Origin of the sequence: Corynebacterium mendelii (genome assembly GCF_017307055.1) — a bacterium.
Lineage (GTDB): Bacteria > Actinomycetota > Actinomycetes > Mycobacteriales > Mycobacteriaceae > Corynebacterium > Corynebacterium mendelii.
Genome location: NZ_JAFLEQ010000008.1, coordinates 6,412 through 27,330 on the forward strand (window position 1 = coordinate 6,412; position 20,919 = coordinate 27,330).

At 62.8% G+C, this 20,919-nt stretch carries 18 protein-coding genes (1 of these 18 only partly in view); 5 read left to right on the forward strand and 13 right to left on the reverse strand.

Annotated features, from left to right (window positions below):
• Positions 1 to 672, reverse strand: partial view of a galactan 5-O-arabinofuranosyltransferase gene (locus JZY06_RS03390; RefSeq protein ID WP_456236879.1) — the 5' portion only. The gene continues 1,791 nt to the left of window position 1, outside the view; 672 of the gene's 2,463 nt are visible here — the first part of the coding sequence; its start codon is at positions 670 to 672; the stop codon falls past the left edge of the window.
• Between JZY06_RS03390 and JZY06_RS03395 the strand changes: the two genes are divergently transcribed.
• Positions 584 to 1,999 carry an MFS transporter gene (locus JZY06_RS03395; RefSeq protein ID WP_207118419.1) on the forward strand — a complete coding sequence of 472 codons (1,416 nt, stop codon included), beginning with the start codon at positions 584 to 586 and terminating at the stop codon, positions 1,997 to 1,999. The genes JZY06_RS03390 and JZY06_RS03395 overlap by 89 nt on opposite strands.
• Positions 2,000 to 2,129: 130 nt before the next feature.
• Here the strand turns inward: JZY06_RS03395 and JZY06_RS03400 are convergent, their stop codons facing one another.
• Together JZY06_RS03400 and JZY06_RS03405 are read right to left on the reverse strand one after the other, a co-directional pair.
• On the reverse strand, positions 2,130 to 2,888 hold the full coding sequence (locus tag JZY06_RS03400; protein ID WP_207118420.1) for a decaprenylphospho-beta-D-erythro-pentofuranosid-2-ulose 2-reductase: 759 nt from the start codon (positions 2,886 to 2,888) through the stop codon (positions 2,130 to 2,132).
• Positions 2,889 to 3,022: 134 nt separating this feature from the next.
• Positions 3,023 to 4,489: an FAD-binding oxidoreductase gene (locus JZY06_RS03405; protein ID WP_207118421.1), complete on the reverse strand. Its 1,467-nt coding sequence runs from the start codon at positions 4,487 to 4,489 to the stop codon at positions 3,023 to 3,025.
• Between the two features lie 371 nt (positions 4,490 to 4,860).
• On the opposite strand from JZY06_RS03405, the gene JZY06_RS03410 reads away from it, so the two are divergent.
• Positions 4,861 to 5,796 carry a NaeI family type II restriction endonuclease gene (locus JZY06_RS03410; RefSeq protein WP_207118422.1) on the forward strand — a complete coding sequence of 312 codons (936 nt, stop codon included), beginning with the start codon at positions 4,861 to 4,863 and terminating at the stop codon, positions 5,794 to 5,796.
• A gap of 6 nt (positions 5,797 to 5,802) precedes the next feature.
• Here the strand turns inward: JZY06_RS03410 and JZY06_RS03415 are convergent, their stop codons facing one another.
• Positions 5,803 to 6,033 (reverse strand): hypothetical protein, encoded by a 231-nt coding sequence (locus JZY06_RS03415; protein ID WP_207118423.1) that lies wholly within the window; start codon positions 6,031 to 6,033, stop codon positions 5,803 to 5,805.
• A 104-nt stretch (positions 6,034 to 6,137) separates the two neighbouring features.
• On the opposite strand from JZY06_RS03415, the gene JZY06_RS03420 reads away from it, so the two are divergent.
• The gene (locus JZY06_RS03420; RefSeq protein WP_207118424.1) at positions 6,138 to 6,731 is read left to right on the forward strand and encodes a hypothetical protein; all 594 of its coding nucleotides are present in this window, start codon (positions 6,138 to 6,140) and stop codon (positions 6,729 to 6,731) included.
• Between the two features lie 64 nt (positions 6,732 to 6,795).
• Here JZY06_RS03420 and JZY06_RS03425 read toward each other — a convergent pair whose 3' ends face one another.
• Positions 6,796 to 7,218, reverse strand: a complete 423-nt coding sequence (locus tag JZY06_RS03425; RefSeq protein WP_207118425.1) for a (deoxy)nucleoside triphosphate pyrophosphohydrolase — start codon at positions 7,216 to 7,218, stop codon at positions 6,796 to 6,798.
• A gap of 160 nt (positions 7,219 to 7,378) precedes the next feature.
• Complete coding sequence (locus JZY06_RS03430) at positions 7,379 to 10,516, reverse strand: DUF3427 domain-containing protein (protein WP_207118426.1); 3,138 nt, start codon at positions 10,514 to 10,516, stop codon at positions 7,379 to 7,381.
• A 239-nt stretch (positions 10,517 to 10,755) separates the two neighbouring features.
• Here JZY06_RS03430 and JZY06_RS03435 point away from each other — a divergent pair, with 239 nt between their 5' ends.
• A complete protein-coding gene (locus JZY06_RS03435; protein WP_207118427.1) occupies positions 10,756 to 11,541 on the forward strand; it encodes a hypothetical protein in 786 nt (261 codons plus the stop codon).
• 188 nt (positions 11,542 to 11,729) lie between these two features.
• Positions 11,730 to 12,656 carry a hypothetical protein gene (locus tag JZY06_RS03440; RefSeq protein ID WP_207118428.1) on the forward strand — a complete coding sequence of 309 codons (927 nt, stop codon included), beginning with the start codon at positions 11,730 to 11,732 and terminating at the stop codon, positions 12,654 to 12,656.
• Between the two features lie 118 nt (positions 12,657 to 12,774).
• On the opposite strand, the gene JZY06_RS03445 is transcribed toward JZY06_RS03440, so the two are convergent.
• From JZY06_RS03445 to JZY06_RS12175, 7 genes are all read right to left on the reverse strand, one after another.
• On the reverse strand, positions 12,775 to 13,773 hold the full coding sequence (locus tag JZY06_RS03445) for a DNA cytosine methyltransferase (RefSeq protein ID WP_207118429.1): 999 nt from the start codon (positions 13,771 to 13,773) through the stop codon (positions 12,775 to 12,777).
• 165 nt (positions 13,774 to 13,938) lie between these two features.
• Positions 13,939 to 14,856 carry a galactofuranosyltransferase GlfT1 gene (gene glfT1, locus JZY06_RS03450; protein WP_207118430.1) on the reverse strand — a complete coding sequence of 306 codons (918 nt, stop codon included), beginning with the start codon at positions 14,854 to 14,856 and terminating at the stop codon, positions 13,939 to 13,941.
• A 100-nt stretch (positions 14,857 to 14,956) separates the two neighbouring features.
• Positions 14,957 to 15,685, reverse strand: a complete 729-nt coding sequence (locus JZY06_RS03455) for a hypothetical protein (RefSeq protein WP_207118431.1) — start codon at positions 15,683 to 15,685, stop codon at positions 14,957 to 14,959.
• A 1,115-nt stretch (positions 15,686 to 16,800) separates the two neighbouring features.
• The gene (locus tag JZY06_RS03460; RefSeq protein WP_207118432.1) at positions 16,801 to 17,493 is read right to left on the reverse strand and encodes an N-acetylmannosamine-6-phosphate 2-epimerase; all 693 of its coding nucleotides are present in this window, start codon (positions 17,491 to 17,493) and stop codon (positions 16,801 to 16,803) included.
• Between the two features lie 319 nt (positions 17,494 to 17,812).
• Positions 17,813 to 18,772, reverse strand: coding sequence for a dihydrodipicolinate synthase family protein (locus JZY06_RS03465; RefSeq protein ID WP_207118433.1), 960 nt, complete (start codon positions 18,770 to 18,772; stop codon positions 17,813 to 17,815).
• Between the two features lie 171 nt (positions 18,773 to 18,943).
• The gene (locus JZY06_RS03470; protein WP_207118434.1) at positions 18,944 to 19,786 is read right to left on the reverse strand and encodes an ABC transporter ATP-binding protein; all 843 of its coding nucleotides are present in this window, start codon (positions 19,784 to 19,786) and stop codon (positions 18,944 to 18,946) included.
• Positions 19,787 to 19,804: 18 nt separating this feature from the next.
• A partial coding sequence (locus tag JZY06_RS12175) for an ABC transporter ATP-binding protein (protein ID WP_242516636.1) occupies positions 19,805 to 20,919 on the reverse strand: 1,115 nt, incomplete at its 5' end.

Consider the following 20,919-nt stretch of genomic DNA (forward strand, 5'->3'; position numbering starts at 1 on the left):
GACGCCCGGCCGCCCCCCGGGGGAGACGGCCTGCCGCCTGTTTCTGCGCCTGGCCGCCCGGGCGGTACGGCGGCTGCGCCGGGTGGCCCGGGCGGCGCGGTCGGCGTCGGTGAGATGCTCATCGCGCACCCACAGGTAACACAGCACAGCCACCACGGCGATCACGGCCACCGATCCGGCAGCCGACAAGGCCTGCGTCACCTGGGAGGCGCCGTAGGCCGGCAGGCTGGTCTGTTTCAGAATCAGCCACACCACGAGGGTGGCCGCCCCACCGCCGCAGCCGGCGCCGATGATGCCGGTGACGGTGTGTTTCAGGGTCGTCGCATCGGTGGTGTAGTCCTCCCCGGCCGGATCGGCCGTGAGCCAGTCGGGCCGGGGGGCAGCCTGCTGCGGGTACGTCATGGACACCAGTTTCCCACATACCGGCCGCCCCGTCTGTAAGAGCCCGCAACCGGCCGGGGGCGCGTGTGCCGCCGGGCCTAGAATGGGGAAAACCGGTTGTCCTGCCCTGTCGGCGGGCCACCGGGGGAGCGGCTCCGTTTCTTCTTGCGCACCACCACCGTCTGCCCGGCCGGAGGACCAGATGACAGCACCACACCAGCCCACCGCCCCGGAACTGATCGACCGCAGCCGGTTGACCGGCAACCAGAAACAACTCATCGCGTTGACCATCGTCGGCAATGTCGCCGAATTCTTCGACCTGTTTCTCATCGGGTTCGTCATCCTGCTGCTGGTCGATCAGCCCGGCTGGCAGCTGACAGGCACCCAGATCGGGGTGATCGGGGCGGCCAGCGGGGTGGGAACGGTCATCGGGGCGATCCTGTGGGGGCGGCTGGCCGACACGGTGGGCCGCAAACACGCGTTCATCAGTTGTATTGCGGTGCTGACGGTGTTTACCGCCGCCACCGTGACGGTGCAGCCGGGCCAGTGGCTGCTGCTGGCCGGACTGCGGGTGGGGGTGTGTATCGGTGTCGGCGGATTGAACATCACCTCCGTGCCCTACGTGCAGGAATTTGTGCCCGCCCGGCAAAGAGGCCTGCTATCGGGGCTGACCAGTGTGTTTATTCCCCTGGGGCTGTTTTTGGGGGCGGTGGCCACCGCCACTGTGGGCGATGCCATCGGCTGGAGGGGACTGGTGGCGTTGGGGTGCCTGCCGGTGCTGCTTATGCCGTGGGCTGCCCGGGTACCGGAATCCCCGCGGTTTCTGCTTTCCGCAGGCCAGCGTGACCGCGCCCGGGCCGCCTACGGGTGGGCGCTGGAGATACCCGCCGGTGACATTGTGCTTCCCGGCGACAGCGACCGGGACCGGCGGCAGGCCGACTCCGCCGCCCGCCGGCGGGCGGCGGGGCTGGCCGCTGTTGTCACCGGCCAGAAGAAAGCACTGGCGGTGGTGGCGGCCGGCTCGTTTTGTTTTCTTTTCGGGGTATTTGCCATCCAGTCGTGGGGGCAGCTGCTGATGAACAAATCCTTCGGGATGTCGGCCACCGCTGTGGGCGTGGCGTTCATGGTCGCCGCCGTGGCCGATATTGCCGGCCGTTTCGGCTGCGCCTGGTTTTCCGATCGGGCGGGCCGCCGGGCGGCCCTGCTGATCTGGGGTGGGCTCGGCGCCGCGGGATGCCTGCTGTCGGCGGCGGCGACCTGGCTGTTCGCCCACGGTGTGCTGGGGCAGTCGACCGCCGGGGCCGTCTTTTTCACCGGCATTGTCGTGACATTGGGCTTCGGTGACGGGGCGTTCGGGATTCTCAACGCCTTCGGGGCGGAACAGTTTTCCACCGCCACCAGATCCACCGGGGTGGGCCTGGGCTACGGGATCGGCGCCACCGCCAAAATCATCGGCCCCTACACGGTCGGGGTCATGGTCGGCGGGAATCCGACCGCCGGGCAGGTGACCGTGCCGTTTGTGATCTTCGCCGCGCTGTTTACCGCCGGCGCGCTGATCTACCAGCTGGCCGAGGAAACCAGGGGACAGTCCCTCAGCGATCTGGGGCGGAAAAAATAAAACACACAGGCGTGCGCCGGCATCTTCTGCGGCACAGCCTGCGTGTCGGGTCTTCCTCCCCGGCAACGTGCGCCGGCACATGGCCGCAAGGCACGCCACCGGGGAGCTTTTTTTACAAAACAGGTGTCCGCTAGATCGGCAGCTTGCGCAGGATGGGCTGCGGAATATGCTGCAGCACCGCCATCACCAGCTGGAAGGCCGGGTGGCACCAGACAACCGGCTTGTGGTTGAGCACCGCGTCTTTGACCGCCGCGGCCACTTCGGTGCGGTCGACGGTCAGCGGGGCTTCGTCGAGACCGGCGGTCATGCGGGTACGCACCTGGCCGGGGCGGACCACGACCACATGTGCCCCGGAGCCGCGCAAAGCTTCCCCGAGCTGGAGGTAAAAACCGTCGAAACCGGCTTTGGTGGAGCCGTAGACGAAATTGGAGCGCCGCACCTTCACCCCGGCCACCGACGAGATCGCCACAATCGACCCGTGTCCCTGGGCGCGGAATTTCTCGGCCAGCAGCACACCCACCGACACACCCGCGGTGTAGTTGGTCTGTGCGGCGGCCACCGCCTTCTTCTGGTCCTGCCACAGCTGCTCATTGTCGCCGAGCACCCCGAAAGCGACCACGGCAACATCAATGTCACCGGCGGCGAACGCCAGGTCGATGGTCTCCCGGTGGGAATCAAAGTCGGTGGCGTCAAAAGCGATGACCTCGACTGTGCCCCCGGCTTTTTCTATTTCCTCTTTCGCCCCATCGATGTGCGGGGAATCCTCGCGGGCGGCGAGAATCACCTCCGCGGGGCCCGCCGCAAGAAATTCCGCCGCAATGGCGGTGGCTATCTGGGAGGTACCGCCCAACAGCAGGATGCGCTGGGTTTTGCCGACAGCGTTGATCATGGTGAATTGTCCTTCAGTAAAAAGTGGGGAAGTCTGTGGTGGATCCGACCCCCGGCCGCCGGCGCCTTTGTAAGGCACAAAGCGCCGGTGCACGTCGCGGTGGCCGGGAGGTGGTTTTTTAAAAACCCGTCTGCTCAGCGCAGCTCGAGCCTGCGCGACATATCGGAGGCGAACACCCCGTTGGGGTCAATGTCGTTGCGGGTTTTCAGCCAGGCGTCCATCTCCGGGTACATGGAGTGGAACATCTCGGCGGAAGTGCGGGATTCCTTGGCCAGGTACAGCCGGCCGCCGAACTCGTGGACCCGCTGGTCCAGGTTGTCCAGGAACTGGCCCAGGCCTTTTTTGATGGGGAAGTCGACACAGACATTCCACCCGGGCATCGGGTACGACAGCGGCGCCCGGTTGCCCTCACCGAACAGTTTGAACACGTTCAGTGCCGAGTAGTGGCCTGACTTCTGGATGTCGCGGACAATCTCCTTGAACGGCTCCACCGCCTCGCGGGGCACGACGAACTGGTACTGCAAAAAGCCCTTCGAGCCGTAGCCGCGGTTCCACTCGCCGATCAAATCCAGCGGCTGGTAGAACTGGGTGAGGTTTTGCACCTGGTCGCGGTAGGTGCCGGACTTGATCCACCACAGCTGGCCGATGGCGATCATCGACAGTTTGTTCATGGTGAACGAGGGGAAAATATCGGGTACGGTCACCAGCTGCGGCGCATTGAACTTCAGCGGATCCTTCGCCAGCTTCGGGGCGAGTTCCTCCAGCTGGGCCAGGGTGGCCAGCGAACCACGCGAAATAGCGGCCCGGCCCAGTGTCGGGGGCGCGGAAATCGCGTCGAACCAGGCGGAGGAATAGGTGTAGTTTTTCTCCGAGCCGTCGGAGTGGAACTCGATGGTTTCATCCAGTGAGCCGGTCAAATCACCGTCGGCAATGAAGTAGGCGGTCTCCGTCCGGGTCATCCTGATCCGGGCGCGGAGAATAATGCCGGTCAACCCCATGCCGCCGACGGTGGCCCAGAAGATTTTGCCGTCCGGGTCATCGGAGGAGCCTTCCGGCTCCAGGTGCAGCACCCGGCCGTCAGCAACCAGCAGCTCCATGGAGACCACATGGTCGCCGAAAGAACCCGCCGAATGGTGGTTTTTGCCGTGGATATCCGGGCCGATCGCCCCGCCGATGGTCACCTGGCGGGTACCGGGCAGAACCGGAACCCACAGCCCGTAGGGCAGGGCCGCTTTCATCAGCTGATCGAGGGTGACACCGCCGTCGACATCCACAATCGCGGTTTCGGTGTCGATGGAATGAATCTGGTTCAGCGGGGTCATATCGACCACCAGGCCACCGGCGTTTTGTGCCGGATCCCCGTAGGAACGGCCCATGCCGCGGGCAATCACACCGCGGCGAAGATGCTCCGGTTTGCCGGAGTTGTCGTCTGCCACCCGGGTGACAGCCGTGATAATGGTGTCCACATCCGGGGTGGACAGCACCTGGGCGGTCGTCGGGGCGGTCCGGCCCCATCCGGAGAGAATCTGTGCTTCTGTGTGAAGGCCCCCGTGGGCACCGCTCGAAGCAGCGGAGCTGGACGTGGCCGTATCGCTAGTCATTGCCTGCCAACAATACGCGCTCTAACCGGGGGTTTTGCGATCGGCGCGGCTTTCTCACCGATTTTTATGGGGCCGTTAACCTTCCGCGCGATACAACGGTGCACCAAGACCACCGGACAGCGGGCCAATGGTGAATTTAGCCACAATCCCACATTTAACCAACAAAACGGACATAAAAGAGTCCGGAAACGGGCGAAAACGAACCCAACCGGAAAGTGGCGGCTGCCGCAGTCCCGGCTGTGCCACCTGCAACCGGTGCACCGCCCTGCGGCGCGGGAGGGAGCTTCCTACAATAACCGGGTATCCACCCGCCCCGGGACAACACGGTTCAGGCGGTGGGCAAGCGCGACGTCCGGAAAGGGTGAACAACCATGGGCCGGGAAAACGAGACCGGGCACAGCGGCGGATTCGGCGACTACAAGGATCCCTGTGTGGCCGAGGTTGCCGAGGCCGTGGCGGCCATGGACCGCACCGGCGAAGAATTCGCGCAGGTGTTCCGCAAAACTTTCGACCAGCTCTACGACGGCAACAACACCGGCCGCTACCGCCTGGAGCAGCTGTACAAAACCGAGAAAACCCACTTCGGGTCGCTGATTGAAATCAACCTGCAGCGACACTTCCGGATCGACAGCGGACAAACACTGGATTTTTCCATCGCCGGGCACGAAGTCGACTGCAAATACTCGCACAACGGGCAGTGGATGCTGCCGATGGAATCCTTCGACGAGATTGTCATGGTCACCCAGGCCGATGATCTGCGCGCCCGGTGGAGCATCGGGCTGATCCGGGTGTCGGAGCAACACCGCAGGACAAGCGCGAACCGGGACCGGAAAACAGGACTCAACAGCTTCGGCAGGACCCAGATTCTGTGGGTTTTCCGGGACCGCCCCATGCCGCCGAATGCCCTGTTGCACATGGCGGAGACGGATGTGGAGACGATAATGGCCGCCGGCAACGGACAGCAGCGGATCAATTCCCTGTTCAGGATCGCGCAAAAAAGAAGACTCACCCGCACCATCGTCGCCACCGTGGCCCAGCAAAACGACTACATGAAACGGGTGCGCAACAATGGTGGCGCCCGGTCGCTGCTGCAACCGGAGGGGATCATCATCCTCGCCGGCGACTACCGGGTGCAGAAAAACATTGCCCGGCAGCTTGACATCGTGGTCCCGGAGAAAGGGGAACTGGTCTCTGTCAGGGTCGTCCCCGCCGGGCGGGGCGAGGGGGCGCTGATCGAAGGATCGTGGTGGCGGGTCGCCGAAGAAGCAGACCCGGTTGTTGCCGCCCCGTTGATCCGCAACCAGTAGGACGCGTCAGCGAAGATCCATAATGTCGATGATCTCTTCCGGCAGATCCTCCTGCCGGGTGATCTGCGGGCCGTCGTAGTCTTCCAGGATGCGGTAGATGCGTGCCCGGTCCTTCGAGTCGAGCATCGGGATCTCCTGGGCGATCATCATCGTCAGCTCGTTGGACAACGGCAGGTTGGTGTGTTCCCCCGCAATAAAGGTGTTGTCTTCTGATTTCTTTCTGAACATTCCGAGCATGCACCCGATTGTAGGCGGTGCGGCCGGGGTGTCCGCCGCACAGGTGGGGCCGGACCCGTGGCGCCACCGGCGGGATGGGGGCCGGTCAACTTAGAGTGGACACCATGGACTCTACCGCTGACACCCTGACCGATGAACTGACCCCGTGGCCGATTGTTTTCACCGTTACCGGCACGTCTTTTGTCTGCTGCTGCCTGCCCGACTACATCACATCCCCGTGGGCCAGGGGACTGCTGACCACTGTGGTCACCGGCGGCGGGGTGCTGGCGGCCATCAAACAGACGGTGGATCATGTCGGGCCGGTCATCGACGGGGAGCAGGACGTTGCCGGACCGGTGCACCTGGAAGAAGAAACCAACCGCCGTGCCGAACAGCTGCTGGCCCAGGCCGGAATCGGCAACCGGGGTCCGGTGAAAAATCTGGCCCTGGAAGCCAAGGCGCTGGCCGGCGGGGACACTCTGGTTCCCGCAGCCATGCTGGCCGGCATGTTTGCCGCCGACCTTGCCATCAGCCGACTGCTCAGCCGCAAAGCCATCGGTTGGTTGGCCGGCAAAGGCGTGAACAAGCCCTACACCGTCTACCACCTCGGTGGGGCCGCAGCGATTCTGGCGATCCGCTACCTGCAGGGCCGTGGGCTGACACGGGCCGGGCGGGCGGGACACGACACACCCGCCGATGCGGCCGCCGCCAAGTCCTAGCCCACCACCCCGGCTGGCAGGCGGTGTGGTCGCCCTGTCAGCCGGAAGCCGTGCGCGCGGCATGTCACTTTTGGGCCAGCAGCACGCTGGTTTTGTCCACGGCCTCACGATCAGCGGGCGCCCATGTCAGCCCGGCCATCTCTGCGGCTGTCACCCACCGGATCTCGGAATGTTCGGTTGCCTGGGGCACACCGTTGACCAGGGTGCACGCGAAAGTGGTCAGGGTGATTGTTTTGTCGGGGTAGCGGTGGACGGTGGTGGTGATGGTGTCGCCGACTTCAGCCACAACCCGCAGTTCCTCCCGCAGCTCCCGGACAAGCGCTTTGTCCGGGGTTTCCCCCTCCTCGATTTTTCCCCCGGGAAATTCCCAGTGGCCGGGCATATCCATTCCGGGGCCACGCTTTGCGGCCAGCACCCGATCACCGTCAATGATCGCGGCCGCCACCACTTCAATGGTGCGGTGTCCGGACTGGTTCACATCCGCCATGGGACGCCCACGCTTTCTTGGTTGCTTGTTTTCAACGGGCCGGCAGCTCACCCCGCGTTGCCTTACGCACCAGGATAGACAGGACACCCCAGCGCATCCCGAATCAGCCCGCGCCACAGCCGGGGCAGACGATGACGGCCGGGCGGGCGCGCTGCTGCGGCTAGTGCTGATCGGTGAGATAGCGGTAGGTGTCCCAGGTGATCTCCCGGTCGAAACGCAGAATCATCTGGGCGGCCCGGGCTGTTTTTCCCTCCCGGTCGACAACCGTGGTGTTTTTCGTGTCAATCACCCGGGCGTCACCGACATAGAAGAACCTGATGCTGTCGGTGTCGTCTTTTTTGATCAATACCGGCAGCCGGTAGCGGTTGCCGGCGATGGCCGCGGTGAGCCTGCTCGACACATCCTGCCCGGCTTTTGTAAACCACAGCAGGTGACGCTGATCGAGCAGCATATTGCCGTATTTGGCGCTGTCGGTGAGGTGGTCCGGATTGTTGTAGTTGATGAAAATCGGGCACACCCCGCAGGCTTCATCGACCCCGTAGCCGAGGATCCCGGACTCGCGGCTTTCGGTGAAAAACAGTGCCCGGCCCGTTTCGCGCCGGGAATACTGCCCGTCGATTTTCAGACCACCGGCCGGCGAGTGGATGTGGCGGGCATTCCACAGCGAAGTGTCGATGATGTCGTCGACGTGTTCGGCGAAACTGAAGATCTCGCGTTGTTTCTTTTCCCGCCGGAGGCAGTCCAGGAACTCGTCCGTCAATGTCCACACCGAGTCCGGCCCGCCGATCAGGGTGCCGCGGTTGGGGGTGCTGTCGGAAACGGCCACCGGCCCGTGGGCGGGAAATACCCGTTTTCTGAGGCGGTCCGTCGAGTAGTAGCTTGCATCAAGAATCCGGGCCACGTGGTTGACAATCACGTCGAGGCTCATCCCGTCCGGTGGCTGCGGCACCAGCTCCCGCACCCTGCGCCCGGTGATGGTGTGGCCGTTACTGGCGAGAAGTTCTTTCAGCACCAGCGCCTCATGGGCGTGGAACCCCGGGGTGATGTCGCCGTCGAGGAAGTTCAGGAACCTGATGGCGTCAGCTGCGGGAAGCGCTGTGGTCTGATCCCGCCGGTGGATCCATTCGGCGTAGTTGCGCCACCGGATCGAACAGTAGCGGGGTTTGCCGGTTGAAGGATCCACGCCGGTGATGCGGGACTGGTCGGCCACATAGCGGTTGGGTGAATGATCGGCTGAGACAGCGAAGAACTGCGCCCGTTTCGGGTACCCGCCCACCTGCGCGACCAGCAGATCGTAGTCCTTGTTGAGCAGCCGCATGTCCCCCATGTGGACCCGCCGCAAAGCAACGGTGATCCGGCGGATGGCCACCTTGTCGAACTGGATCGACAAATACGTGGAGCCGCCGTTCGACGATGTTGTCGTTTGCCTGCGCACATCATCGTCGGTGGGATCCCTTTTCGTGCAAAACGCCCGCGCAATATGAAAGTTCTGGTCGTAGGCGCCGATGAAGTCGATGACCCGGAGATGATCTTTGCCGCGGACCTTCCGCAGTCCCCGCCCGATCTGTTGGGTGAGCACGATCGCCGATTCCGTGCGCCGCAGCAGCACAATCTGGTTGACCTCACGGATGTCGATGCCTTCGTTGAAAATATCGACCGTCAACAGATAATCCAGGTGCCCGGACACCAGACGATCGACGGCTTTCTTCCTCGTCTCCGGGGTGTCGCGTCCCGTCAACGCCAGCGTCCGCAGCGGCTTGCCGTTGCGGATCGTGCGCTGGTTCAGTTTCTCGGAAAGCTCACGGGCCTCTTTTCTGCTGCTGCAAAACATCAGCCCGTGCACGGGACCCGTGTGGCCGTAGGTCCGCACAGCCTGCACGATATGGTCCACCCGGTCATCGGTGGCCAGATCCCCGAAGTCGGGATCACCGGTGGTGGTCCCGTCGGGTTTGGTGTAGTCGCCGATGCCGAAATAGGTGACCGGGCACAGCAGCTGCTCGTCCAACGCCTGCTGGAGGCGAATCTCGTAGGCGATGTTGTAGTCGAAAATCCGGTACACGTCGCGGGTGTCGGTGCGTTCCGGGGTGGCGGTCAAACCCAGCATGAAATCGGGCGTGAAGTGGTTGATGATCCGCTGGTAGGACTCGGCGGCGGCCCGGTGCGTTTCGTCGATGATGATGTAGTCGAAGGCATCCGGGGCGAAACCGGCCAGGTTGTCCGGCTTCGACAGGGTCTGCACTGTCGCGAACACGCAGCGGGTGGCGGCACAACGCTGCGAACCGGTGAACTTGCCGTAGGTGTGTTCGGCGGTGCCGAGCACTTTTTTGAACTCCTCCATCGCCCGGTCGACGATCTGTTCCCGGTGAACCACAAACAACAGGCGGCGTGGATTGAATTGTTTGGCGGCCAACGCGGCCAGGATGGTTTTGCCGGTGCCCGTCGCCGAGATAATCAAAGCCCGGCGTTCACCCTGGTCAACCAGCGTGCCGAGACGTTGCAGGGCAGCTTCCTGCATCGCATTGGGTGTGATGGCACCCGGCGGGCAAACCGGTGTCCCGGTGCCGTCGAAATCCTGCGGGGCAAGCTTGGGCCTGCGGCGTGCGGCGTAATCGTCGATGAACCCCTGGGTCAGCGGTTCCGCCTGTGTGATCTGTTCGTCGAGCGCCGTTTTCAGCTGCTCGGTGATCTGGCCACCGGGCAGGGCCGAAAATTTCAGGTTCCATTCCCGGTTCGACGACAACGCCTGCCAGGTCAGATTCGAGGAACCGACGATCGCGGTGACCGCATCGGTCTGGTCGAACCAGTAGCCTTTGGCGTGAAACGCGGAAGAGCTGTCCAATACACAGGTGGTGATATTCGGCAGCTCCAGGAGTTCCTGGAAGGCATCGGGGCTGTTGAAATCCAGGAACGTGGAGGTGATGACCGTCCCTTTGCCGGTAAAGTCCAGCAGATTCTGTTTCAGCAGGGACAAACCGCCGGTGGTGATAAACGCCACCGAAAAAATGAACTCCCGGCAGGTCCGCAACTCGTGGAGGATCGCCGACAGCATGCTGCCCTGGGGATCGGTGTTGTCGACCAGCCGCGGATCATACAGCCTGCTGGCCCCGAAGTTTTTGTCGAAATACCCGAAGTGCGTGTCATCGAGCAGCGTGCGGCCGACGGGTCCGGCACCGACGTGCTCCAGCAGGCGCGCATTCCGGCGCTTCCAGTCCAACTCCTCGGAAAGAATCGCCTCAACGGACGTGACGGAATCGGTGGGGTGTGAGACGGTACAGTCATCGGCTTCACGATCAACCATATGCAGTCACCGGGTCCTAAAAACATGGGGATCTGCCATGGGGCCCACGTCCTGTGCGGCCCCGGCGGGAATACGCTCAAATCCTACGGTTTGTAGGCCATAACCCCTGGTTGAAAGGGGGTGGCTCGACAACACCACACTGTCGGTGACCGGGAGAAAGACCCTCCGGGGTGCCTGTCGTGCGGGGGCGGCGCAAAGATGCCTGCCCCCCGGTGCGGGGTTGCCTTACAGTGGTGGCCATGGCGACGATGAACGAAACCCCCACACAAACCACCAGCGGTGAACCGGCGGCCTGCTCGTATCCGGTGATCAGTGTCGTGGATTTCAGTGCGAAAGGGGACAAACCCGTGGTGGTGTGGCATGTGCACACCGGTCCCGCCGCGATTACCGGCAGATTCAATGGTGGCTGGGTGATCGGCGACAACCGTGGACTGTTTGAGCTGCCCGCCGATGTGCCCGATGATGCCGGGGACTTCGACGATGACGACGAATCCGGCACTTCGGCTCTCGGCGGGGAAGTTGATTCGGAAGACGCCGAGAAAGCCATCGCCGCCATGGAAGACACCCGCAGTGACGCCGACAAGCTCGAATCGTTGCTGCGCGGCACACACGTGATCGTGGCCGGCCGGAAAAAGAAAGCACCCGCCTGGATGGACACCGCGGCCAGCATCAGTGACCTGTCCACTGTGCTGGCGGCCGCCAACGAAGGCGTTGCCGCGATCAACGCCGCCATCACCGAGGAAGCTCAACGCCGTCGCCAGGCCCGGGCGAAAGAAAAAGAAGAAACCGGCAAAATGACCACCAGCGAACTGGCGGTGTTTGCCATCGAACCGATTGCCGCCCCCACACCCGCCACCTTCGCCGACGCTTTCCACGGGGATCCGTGCGCCGAACAAGCATGGTGCACAGCCATGGCGGTCGGCGCACTGGTCGACGCCTGGGTTGAAGTCGAATCGGACCGCCGGCGCAGGAAATACCTGAAGGAACGTTTCGGGGCCCACCCCCGGCCCATTCCGCTGGGCTGATGCAACCGGTGGAAAAACAACCCGCCGGTGGCCTGCACCCCGGCAGCTTATCCGCACATGAAAAAAGGTTGACCCCGATTGGGTGTTGGCGGCGCTAGCCGTGACCTGCCAAAACAAGCACTTTCCACGGATGGTTCACAGGTGGGGTATTCTGCCGGGAACGTCGATCCACGACTACCCTGGGCGGTATGCCACCCCACCAGACTGATGCGACGGTCATCGATTTTCCGGTGCCCAGGATCCGTCGGGGAACACTGCCCACACAGCCCCGCACTCTGATCATCAGGGCGGTGCTCCGGCGCGCCGGGGCTGATGTGTTCAGGCATTTTGCCACCAGTGACGTGATGCCCATGACCGAGTTCCAGCAGGTGCTGCTCACCTGTTTCGGATTCGACGAACACCTGCCCGGGGCATCGTGCGCATGGGATTTCCACACCCGGACTGCCGTTGCCGGGCACAGTGACTACCTGCACATGCACCTGAAAGAACCCGGCGACAAAGCCACCTTCGTGTGGGGGCTGTGGCAGATCAACCTGGAAGTGATCGACTGCTATGTCCGTGATGACGATGCGCCGCGGACCATGTGCATCGGCGGCACCGGTGGTTTGTTCACCGACGAACCCGACATTGATGCCATCAACGCGAAACTTTCCGGATCGGACAGTATCCGGGCGACTCTTTCTTCCACCAGAACGGAAGTCCGGGAGTTGATCGGCCGCAGCGGTATTTTCGATTTCATTCCGCTGCTGCAGGCACTGAAATTATCGGATGCCGTGAACACCCACGACCACGGCATGGATGTGCTGGACACCCTGCCGGTGGAGGAAGACCCCATGGCCAGGGATGCGTTTTGGGTGACGGTGATGGCATTGGCGTCGTTGGCGGATCCGGAAATCGGCAACCTCGTCACCGAAGACACCATGCAGGCATTGGGGTGGACCGGCCACGACGGTCAGCCACTCACCGCGGCCGGGGCCAGGGGCCTGTGCACACAGTCCCTGCGGCTGCTGGAACAGGTGGGCGGTTACGGAACCGACGCGGAATCACCGGTAGCCAGACTCGGTGTGTACCGGCGTTTGCTGGCCGCCGGTGAATGCGACGGCACTGACACATAGCCGCGAAACCGCGGTGGTCAGAGGGCCGGATCCAGCGGCAGGCCGGAGACATCCCGCAGCTGCTCGTGCAGGGCACGGCCGGCGGTGGGCAACAGCGACCGGTCGGGCATGGCCTGTTCTAGCCTGTCGTCGTGCCGGTCAAAGCCGACGGTATTTTTGCCGCAGCCGTATCGAGGGCCTGCCGGATCTGTTCACCGACAGCCTGGGCCACCGGTGGTGGAAATGCGTTGCCCACCTGACGGTAAGCATGGGTTTTCGGACCAAAGAACTCCCATGAGTCCGGGAAACCCTGGATACGGGCCACCATTCTGATGGTCAGACGCGGATCCCCTTCATGGTCGGGGGCCGGTGGCTCGTTGGCGATGGTGTGCCCGTTGACCCCCAGGGCTTTCCAGGCTTTTTTCGCCCGGGTCGGCCCCAAATCCGGTCCGCCGTGTTTTTTCGATCCGCCCACAATCGTCGGGGCAATGGATGCGGCTTGTCCGGCCCAGGCGCGGGCGCCCGACCACCCGTCGGCTTCCATCAGATCAACCAGTGTCTCACCGACGGTCGGGGCCGGTGTGGCGCTGGGGGCGGGATAGGAAAACTCGGCATCGAGATCATCCCGCAACCCGACCGCAATCACCCGGGGGCGCAGCTGCGGAACCCCGTAGTCGGAGGCCTGCAGAAGCTTCCACTGCATCCGGTAGCCGATGGCCGCAAGCTCGGCGGAAATCTGTGCCCGGTAGTCGGCGAATTTCGGATCAAGAAGGCCGCGGACGTTTTCAATCATGATCGCTTTGGGCCGGGTGGCCGCCGCCAGCTGCACCATGGTGGGGAACAAATCTCTTTCATCCTCGTGGCCCAGTTGTTTGCCGGCCACGGAAAACGGCGGACAGGGAACCCCGCCGGCCACCAAATCCACACCCTGGTAGTCGACGGCGTGATCACGCACCCACTGCTTCAAATCAGCCTCCACCGGGTTCCAGTCGGGGCGGTTGAGCTTCAGGGTTTCAACGGCATGGTGGTCGATTTCAACAGCGGCAAGATGACGAAACCCCGCGGCCTCCAGGCCCAGGGCCTGGCCGCCTGCACCGGCACAGACCTCAATCGAGGTGTAGGGAAGGTTCTCACTCACTGGTTCGGGCCATCCATTGGTTGATCATTCACGGGCAAAGAGGCGGGGACAACCGTCCCCTCCGGAAACGGCAACCGGTTACCGGCTGCGTCATGGTCTGCAGTCTATCGGGACGATGCGAGACGGGTTTCCCGTATCCCCGGACGGTGTTTTCCCCTCGACGGCTCAGGGCCGGTCGAAATGTTCCTTCCGGCCCTTCTGCTGCAGCCGGAACCAGTCGAGAAACCCTGCCGGGTCTTTGCGCTGGATGAGGAAAAACCAGGCGAAGCGGGCGTATTCCTGCGGCAGCAGGCGGCGCATCCCGGGCTGATTCATCAAAAAGCCGCGGTTGCGGTAGGTGAAAAACCTCTTCGTCTCATTATCCGGGTACTGGGTATGCATACGGCCCCCCAGAATCGGTTTGAACTCGTCTGAGCCGTAGGGGTGAAGGTAGGCGGCCGTCAAACAGGTGCCGAAGCGCATGCCGCTTCTGACCAGCCGCCGGTGGTATTCCACTTCATCACCACGGATGAACAAACGAAGATCGGGAACCCCGATTTTCTCTATCGCCGCGGCACTGATCAATGCCCCATTGAACAGGCTGGCGATACCTTCCAGCAGATCATCCTCCGGGTGTTCGGGGTCACTCAGCTCGCAGCGGGTGCGCCGCCACTCGAACCCCCGGCGCAGCGGGAAAGCGAGCGTGTCCGGATTGTCTTTGTCCACCACCACCGGGGAGACTTCCTCCAACCGGTGCCGCTGCGCGCAATCCTGGAGTGTTTCAAGAGTGGTGTCATTTTCCGGGCTGCCGTCATCGTCGGCACACCAGACGGCATCCGCCCCCAAGGTTAAAGCGGTTAAAAAACCGAGGGCGAAACCGCCGGCCCCGCCGAGGTTCGTGGCACTGGGAATCCACTGGCCGCGCGTGCCGCAGACCTCGTGGACTAAGTCCCCGACAGCCTGCTGGTTGCCGTTGTCGACCACAATGATCCACTCCGGCGGGCTGGTCTGTGCGGCGACGATTTCCAGCGACCGCCGGAGAAGATCCACCCTGTTGTGGGTGACGATGACGGCGGCAACACGGTCGGTACGGGAAAGCGGCATGGGGTCATTGTCCCATAAACCCACACGGGGCAAGCCCCGGCTGCCGGTGTCGTCGGTGGTGGCCGGGGCCTGGAGAAAAAGCGGGGTGAAAACTTACTGCCTAGATGAGGGGATCCGGCACGGAGACAAAGCCCTTCCATCTCCCGCGGGTTCTCAGTGACAGCGGGGACAGTGATGTCGCCCGGAATTTATCCAGATTCTGGCTGGTGTCGGTTCGCACGTTTTCCGGGATGGCCTGCAGAAACAGTGCAGGCGAGATGGCGTCGAGTACCTGCCTGGCCCGGGGAACAAGCAACGTGTCGGAACCCCAGGCCAGAAGATACTTCTTGGCTGCTGTGTGCCCTGCCACCGGCGCAACCTGACCGCAGAAGCTGTTGGTGCAGGCAATGACAAGGTCAGCTGCCGCGGCATCGCGGCGCAGCAGCTGCTGCGGTTGATTTTTCAACCAGTCGAGGAATCCGGATCCTTTGACGAGGGTGTAGAGATTGACGATCACCACACAGTCGATGGTCCGCGGTTGAACAAGCTCGGGTTGCAACCGGGTTGTTTCGTCGATAACCCGCAGAGTGTTGTCGGCGATGATCGAGGCGATGGTTGTCACCGTCGGATCGGTCGGCGTGCCGTGGCTTGCCGCTGTGGAAGGGTTCAGGCCCACCAGCACCAGGGGCGACTTAGTGAGTGAGCCTCGGGGAATCCAGGCGTAGAAGTAGCGGCGGGTGGATGCGGGGCCGTCGAATACGGCGATCCAGGTGGCACCGTCGGGAGTGTGTCCGCTGCGCGGGGAGTCCTCGACGGGAATGTTGTCGCGCTTAAAAACACGGATGATCATGGTCGCGAGTTGCAGGGGGAGAAAATCTCTGACATGACACTGTGGTCCTTATCTTCAGCCAGACTGTGGCTGAATTCCTGATGGGGAAAGGTGATACGGGATGTCCGGGTGCACCGGATGGTCTCGCGAACACCATCCGATGACCTGGGTACCGTGCCAGTTTTCGTCTCGGCACGGCTGCTTTGCTGTTCCGCTGTGCCGGGACTGACACCCTTGTTGGGTTCCGGTAAGAAGCGGCACCCACCGCCTAACCGGGCCAGTCGGGCCGCGTCAAGCTGTGCGGAATTGAAAAAACAGCTTCTAAACAGCAGTAATGAGAAAACCGGCGGGGGTGGGGAACCAAAAAATCCCCAGGACGGTTCCTCAAAAAAGTGGTGCTCTTCCCAAGGGTTTTATCCCCTTCCGGAAGGCGTTATCCCCTCCCCGGAAGCCAGAAGTGTAAATACTTAAGCGTCCCCGTTGTAAACGGAACGGGTTTTATCCCGTTTTTCGGCAATCGGGGGATCAGGGGTGGAGAATTGTATCCGTGGAATCGATGATGCAATGCGTGGCCCAATTGCCCTAATTTGGGGTTTTGCGGTGGCTGTGGAGGCTCAAAACGGGCGGCGAATGTGGCTCAAGTCAGGGGACAACTTGAGTCAACAAAAGTGTGCAGTACACACGAGGGTTTTCTAGTAGCTTTCCAGCGGCCGGGTCCTGATCCCCGGTGGTGGGCAGTTGTTTCTGGTTAGCGGGGGTTGATGGGGTTGCTGGAAAATTTTCGAGTATTTTCTAGTAACTGCGCTCTCATCCGTGGTGGTGGGTTGTTGTTGCTGGTTAACGGGGGTTGATGGGGTTGCTGGAAAATTTTCGAGTATTTTCTAGTAACTGCGCTCTCATCCGTGGTGGTGGGTTGTTGTTGCTGGTTAACGGGTGTTGCTGGGGTTGCTGGAAAATTTTCGAGTATTTTCTAGTAGCTTTCCAGTGGTTGTTTCGTGAGGTGGTTGTGCTGGTTGGGAAGGCGCTGTTTGTCGCGGGTGTGCTCTGGTGGGCGGCGGGGTAAATAAGTCCAGGCCCTGCCGGGCGGGTGCGCGGCAGGGCCTGGGATTGTGGTTGTTTTTTTAAGTTGTGGCCGGTTATTTCTTGGGGTTGAACCAGGAGGTGATCGTCGTCGGGTGGGTGATGGCGGTGCCGACGCAGGCCGCGTAGGCGCCCTTGTCGAGGACTGCTTTCACATCTTCCGGCTTGTGCAGGCGGCCTTCCACCAGCACCGGTTTGGTGACGTTGGCGATGACTTCCTCGATGAACTGGTAATCCGGTCCGGCTGTTTTTTCCCGGGCGTGCTCGTAGCCGGGGGTGTAGCCGGCCAGGGTGGTACCGATCAGGTCGGCGCCTGCTTTTTCGGCGGCAATGGCATCGGGCAGGCTGGCGCAGTCGGCCATGACCAGTGCCCACGGGAATTCGTCGTGGACTGCTTTGACGGCATCGGCGAATGTTTCGTTGTTGCCGCGGGGGCGCAGGGTGGCGTCAATGGCGATGATGTCGGATCCTGCCAGGGCACAGGCCCGGGCATGGGCGATCGACGGGGTGATGTAGACACCCTCGTGGCCGTATTTGATCAAACCGATCACCGGTACTTCCACCGCCTGGCGGGTGGCGGCAATATCGGCTGTGCCCTGCACGCGGACAGCGGCGGCCCCGCCTTCCACCACCGCCTGGGCCATGGCGGCGGTGACATCGGCCCGGCGCAACGGTTCGCCGGGGTATGCCTGGCAGGACACGATCAGTCCGCCCTTGATCTGTTCGAGGAGTTCTTCTCTGGTGGTCATTGTGGTTGTTGCTCCCGTGTTTTTTCTTTTGTCACTGTCGGTGCGGATGGCGTACGGCGACTGGTCGGATATGTGGTGTGTGGCAATTCCGCGCCGCTGGCGCACGTGTCCATGGTAGGTCCGGCGGGCCGGCCGGTGGGGTGGTGTTTTGCGGCGTGTGGTCGGTGACGCGCACAGGGGGGTGCCCGGTGTGTGTTCTTGCACAGCACCGCACCCGGGGATGCCGGGACAGGTGATCTCCGGCGGCCCCGGGTGCGGCGGTGCAACAAGGCAACGGTGTGTTTTTTGTGTGGTCGCCCGCGGTTGCGGCGTGCTGCTTCTACTCGGCGTAGATGCTGGTGCCGACAGTGGCAGGATCAACGACCGGCGGCATGCCGCAGGCTTGAAGCTGTTGGGCGATGGCCAGCACATTGTCGCCGACCAGGGTTTCCACCGGTTCCGGCATGCGGTTGGAATCGATGACTCCCAGCAGCGCCATGGCGGTTTTGAAGGCGCCGATACCGGCGGCGAAACCGGTCAGCCCCTGGGTGACCAGGACGATGCGCATCAGGTCGGTGAGATGGTTCTGCAGTGCGCGGACTTCTTCCCAGTCGCCTTTCTGGTAGGCCTGCCACTGTTTGACGTAGGAGACCGGGTCCACATTTCCCAGGCCCGGGACACAGCCGTCGGCACCGGACAGGTAGGCCCCGTCGACGACGACTTCGTGGCCGGTGAGCACGGTCAGCGGATGGCCGGCCCGCTCATTGTCCTGGGTGAGGAAACGGAAGGAGACATCGTCACCGGAGGAATCCTTCACACCCGCCAACACCCCGTCTTTGCCGAGGGTGACCAAAAGTGCCGGGGGCAGTTTGACGTGGACGCACACCGGAATGTCGTAGGCGAGAAGCGGCAGATCAACGGCTTCGTGGATTTTCCGGAAGTGGCGTTCGATTTCTTTCAGCCCGCCGAGCGCATAGAACGGGGCGGTGGCCACAATGGCGTCCGCGCCGAGGCGTGCGGCGGTTTTGGCGTGTTCGATCACCCGGTTGGTTTCGGTGTCGATGCAGCCGACCAGAACCGGCACCCGGCCGCCGACGATGCGGACGGCTTCCCGGATGATTTCCTCGCGGCGGGCGTCGGTGGAAAAAGCGACCTCGGAGGAGGATCCGAGAACAAACAGTCCATCCACACCGGCATCGATCATGCGGTTGAGGGATCGTTCATAGCTTGCGGTGTCGAGTTCTCCGCTGTCGGTCAGCGGTGTGACGACGGGGGGAATAACCCCGGTGAATAAAGCCATTACAAGTACTCCTGTGGGAATAAAAGCGAATAAAAGCGGGATAACGTGTTCAGCCGCTATGCCGGTGACCGGTGTACTCCCCCGGACTGCCCCGGGGCAAATGCCCCGGGGTGTGTCACGCACATCGCCGGTGGATGTACGCGGTCGTGGCGCGGCGGCGGTGTGCGCGGCTTAGGTGCCGTACTCCAGTTCGGCCGGGTGCAGCAGTGAGGGGGCGGCTCCCAGAAGCGTTCTGGTGTACTCGTCTTTCGGGTTTTTCAGAATCTGCTGGGCCGGTCCTTCCTCGATGACTTGGCCGTGGTTCATCACCGCGATGCGGTCGGAAACATAGCGCACCGTCTGAATGTCGTGGGAGATGAACACCATCGCCAGGCCCAGTTCCTCTTTCAGGTCACTGAGCAGGTTCAGGATTTGGGCGCGCACCGACACATCCAGGGCGGAGGTCGGCTCATCGGCGATGATCGCATCCGGTTTCAGCGACAGGGCGCGGGCGATGGCCACACGCTGGCGCTGACCGCCGGAAAGCTGCCCGGGAAGGGCTTTGAGCACCTGTTCGGGAAGGCCGACGAAACTGATCAGTTCGTGGATGCGCTGCTCCCGGGAGGCTTTGTCGCCGATTGAGTGCACCACCAGCGGGTCAATGAGCTGCTCTGAGACGGGCATGCGGGCATTGAGCGCGGTGGCCGGATCCTGGAAGACAACCGAGACGACGCGGCCGATGGTTTTGCGGTCTTTCGCCGAGCGTTTGGTGACTTTGCGGCCTTTGAAGTACACCTCGCCGGAGGTGGCGTTTTGCAGCCCGCACATCACTTTCGCGGTGGTGGATTTACCGCAGCCGGATTCGCCGACCAGGCCGAGTGTTTGGCCCGGCATGAGTTTCATGTTGACGTTTTGCACGGCTTTGACCAGCGTCGGCTTGATGATGCCGCCGGTGCGGGAGCGGAAGGTGACCGAGACATCCCGCAGTTCAATGATCGGGGTGTCGGTATCGGAGGGTTTGCTGTGTTGTGCCATGTGTTTTCTCCTTGACCGCTACTGGTTTCCGGCGAGCGCGGGTTGCACGGCCACCATGTGTTCGGGGTGTCCTTCCACCCGGGTGAGCACCGGACGGGTGTCCAGGCCCTGATCCGGGTGCGAGGACCGGGGTGCGAAACGGTCGCCTTTCGGGAAGTCCTTCGGGGAGGGAACCACACCGGGAACCTGGTGCAGGCGGCCGGACCCGGCTTCGATCGACAGCACCGAGCCGAGCAGGCCGCGGGTGTATTCGTGCTGCGGGTTGGTCATCAGCTCCACGGTGGGGGCCTGTTCGACAACCTGGCCGGCGTACATGACGGTGATCGAGTGGGCGACCTCGGCCACCAGGGCCAGGTCGTGGGAGACGAAGATCATCGCGAAGCCGAGCTTTTCCCGCAGGTCGTTGAGCAGCTCAATGACCTGTTTCTGCACGGTGACATCCAGCGCGGTGGTCGGCTCGTCGGCGATGACCAGCTTCGGGTCGCGGGTGAGCGCCATGGCGATGAGCACGCGCTGGCGCTGGCCGCCGGACAGCTCATGCGGGTAGGAGTCCAGGGTGCGTTTGGGATCAAGACCCACCAGCTCCAGAAGCTCCTCGGCACTGCGGGTGCCGCCGCGGCTGGTCAGCTGTTTCATCTGCGATTTGATCAGCATCGACGGGTTGAGGGAGCTGAGCGCGTCCTGGTAGATCATGGCGATCTCGTGGCCGCGCAGGCCGGCGTGTTTGGCCGGGGTCATCTGCAGCAGATCCTGGCCGTCGTAGATGATCTCGCCGCCGATGGTGGCGCTGCGGTCCAGCAGGCCCATGATCGTCAGGGCGGTGATCGACTTGCCGCAGCCTGATTCACCCACCAGCGCCATGGTCTGGCCGGGCCGGACCTGGAACGAGACGTGGTCGACGACGTTGACATCGCCGTGGCGGGGGAACTTCAGGCACAGATCCTTGACTTCCAGCAGCGGGGCAACCGAGTAGTCGGGGACGAAACGGTCGTGGCGTTTCATCTCCACTTCCTTCAGCTGCGCCAGCCGCTGGTCGAGGGATTCCTTCTGCTCTTTGTAGGCGACAACCGGGTCGGTGAGAATGGTGTCTTTGTCCCGTCCGGCGGTATCGGTGGGCTTGACCTCCGCCTTGG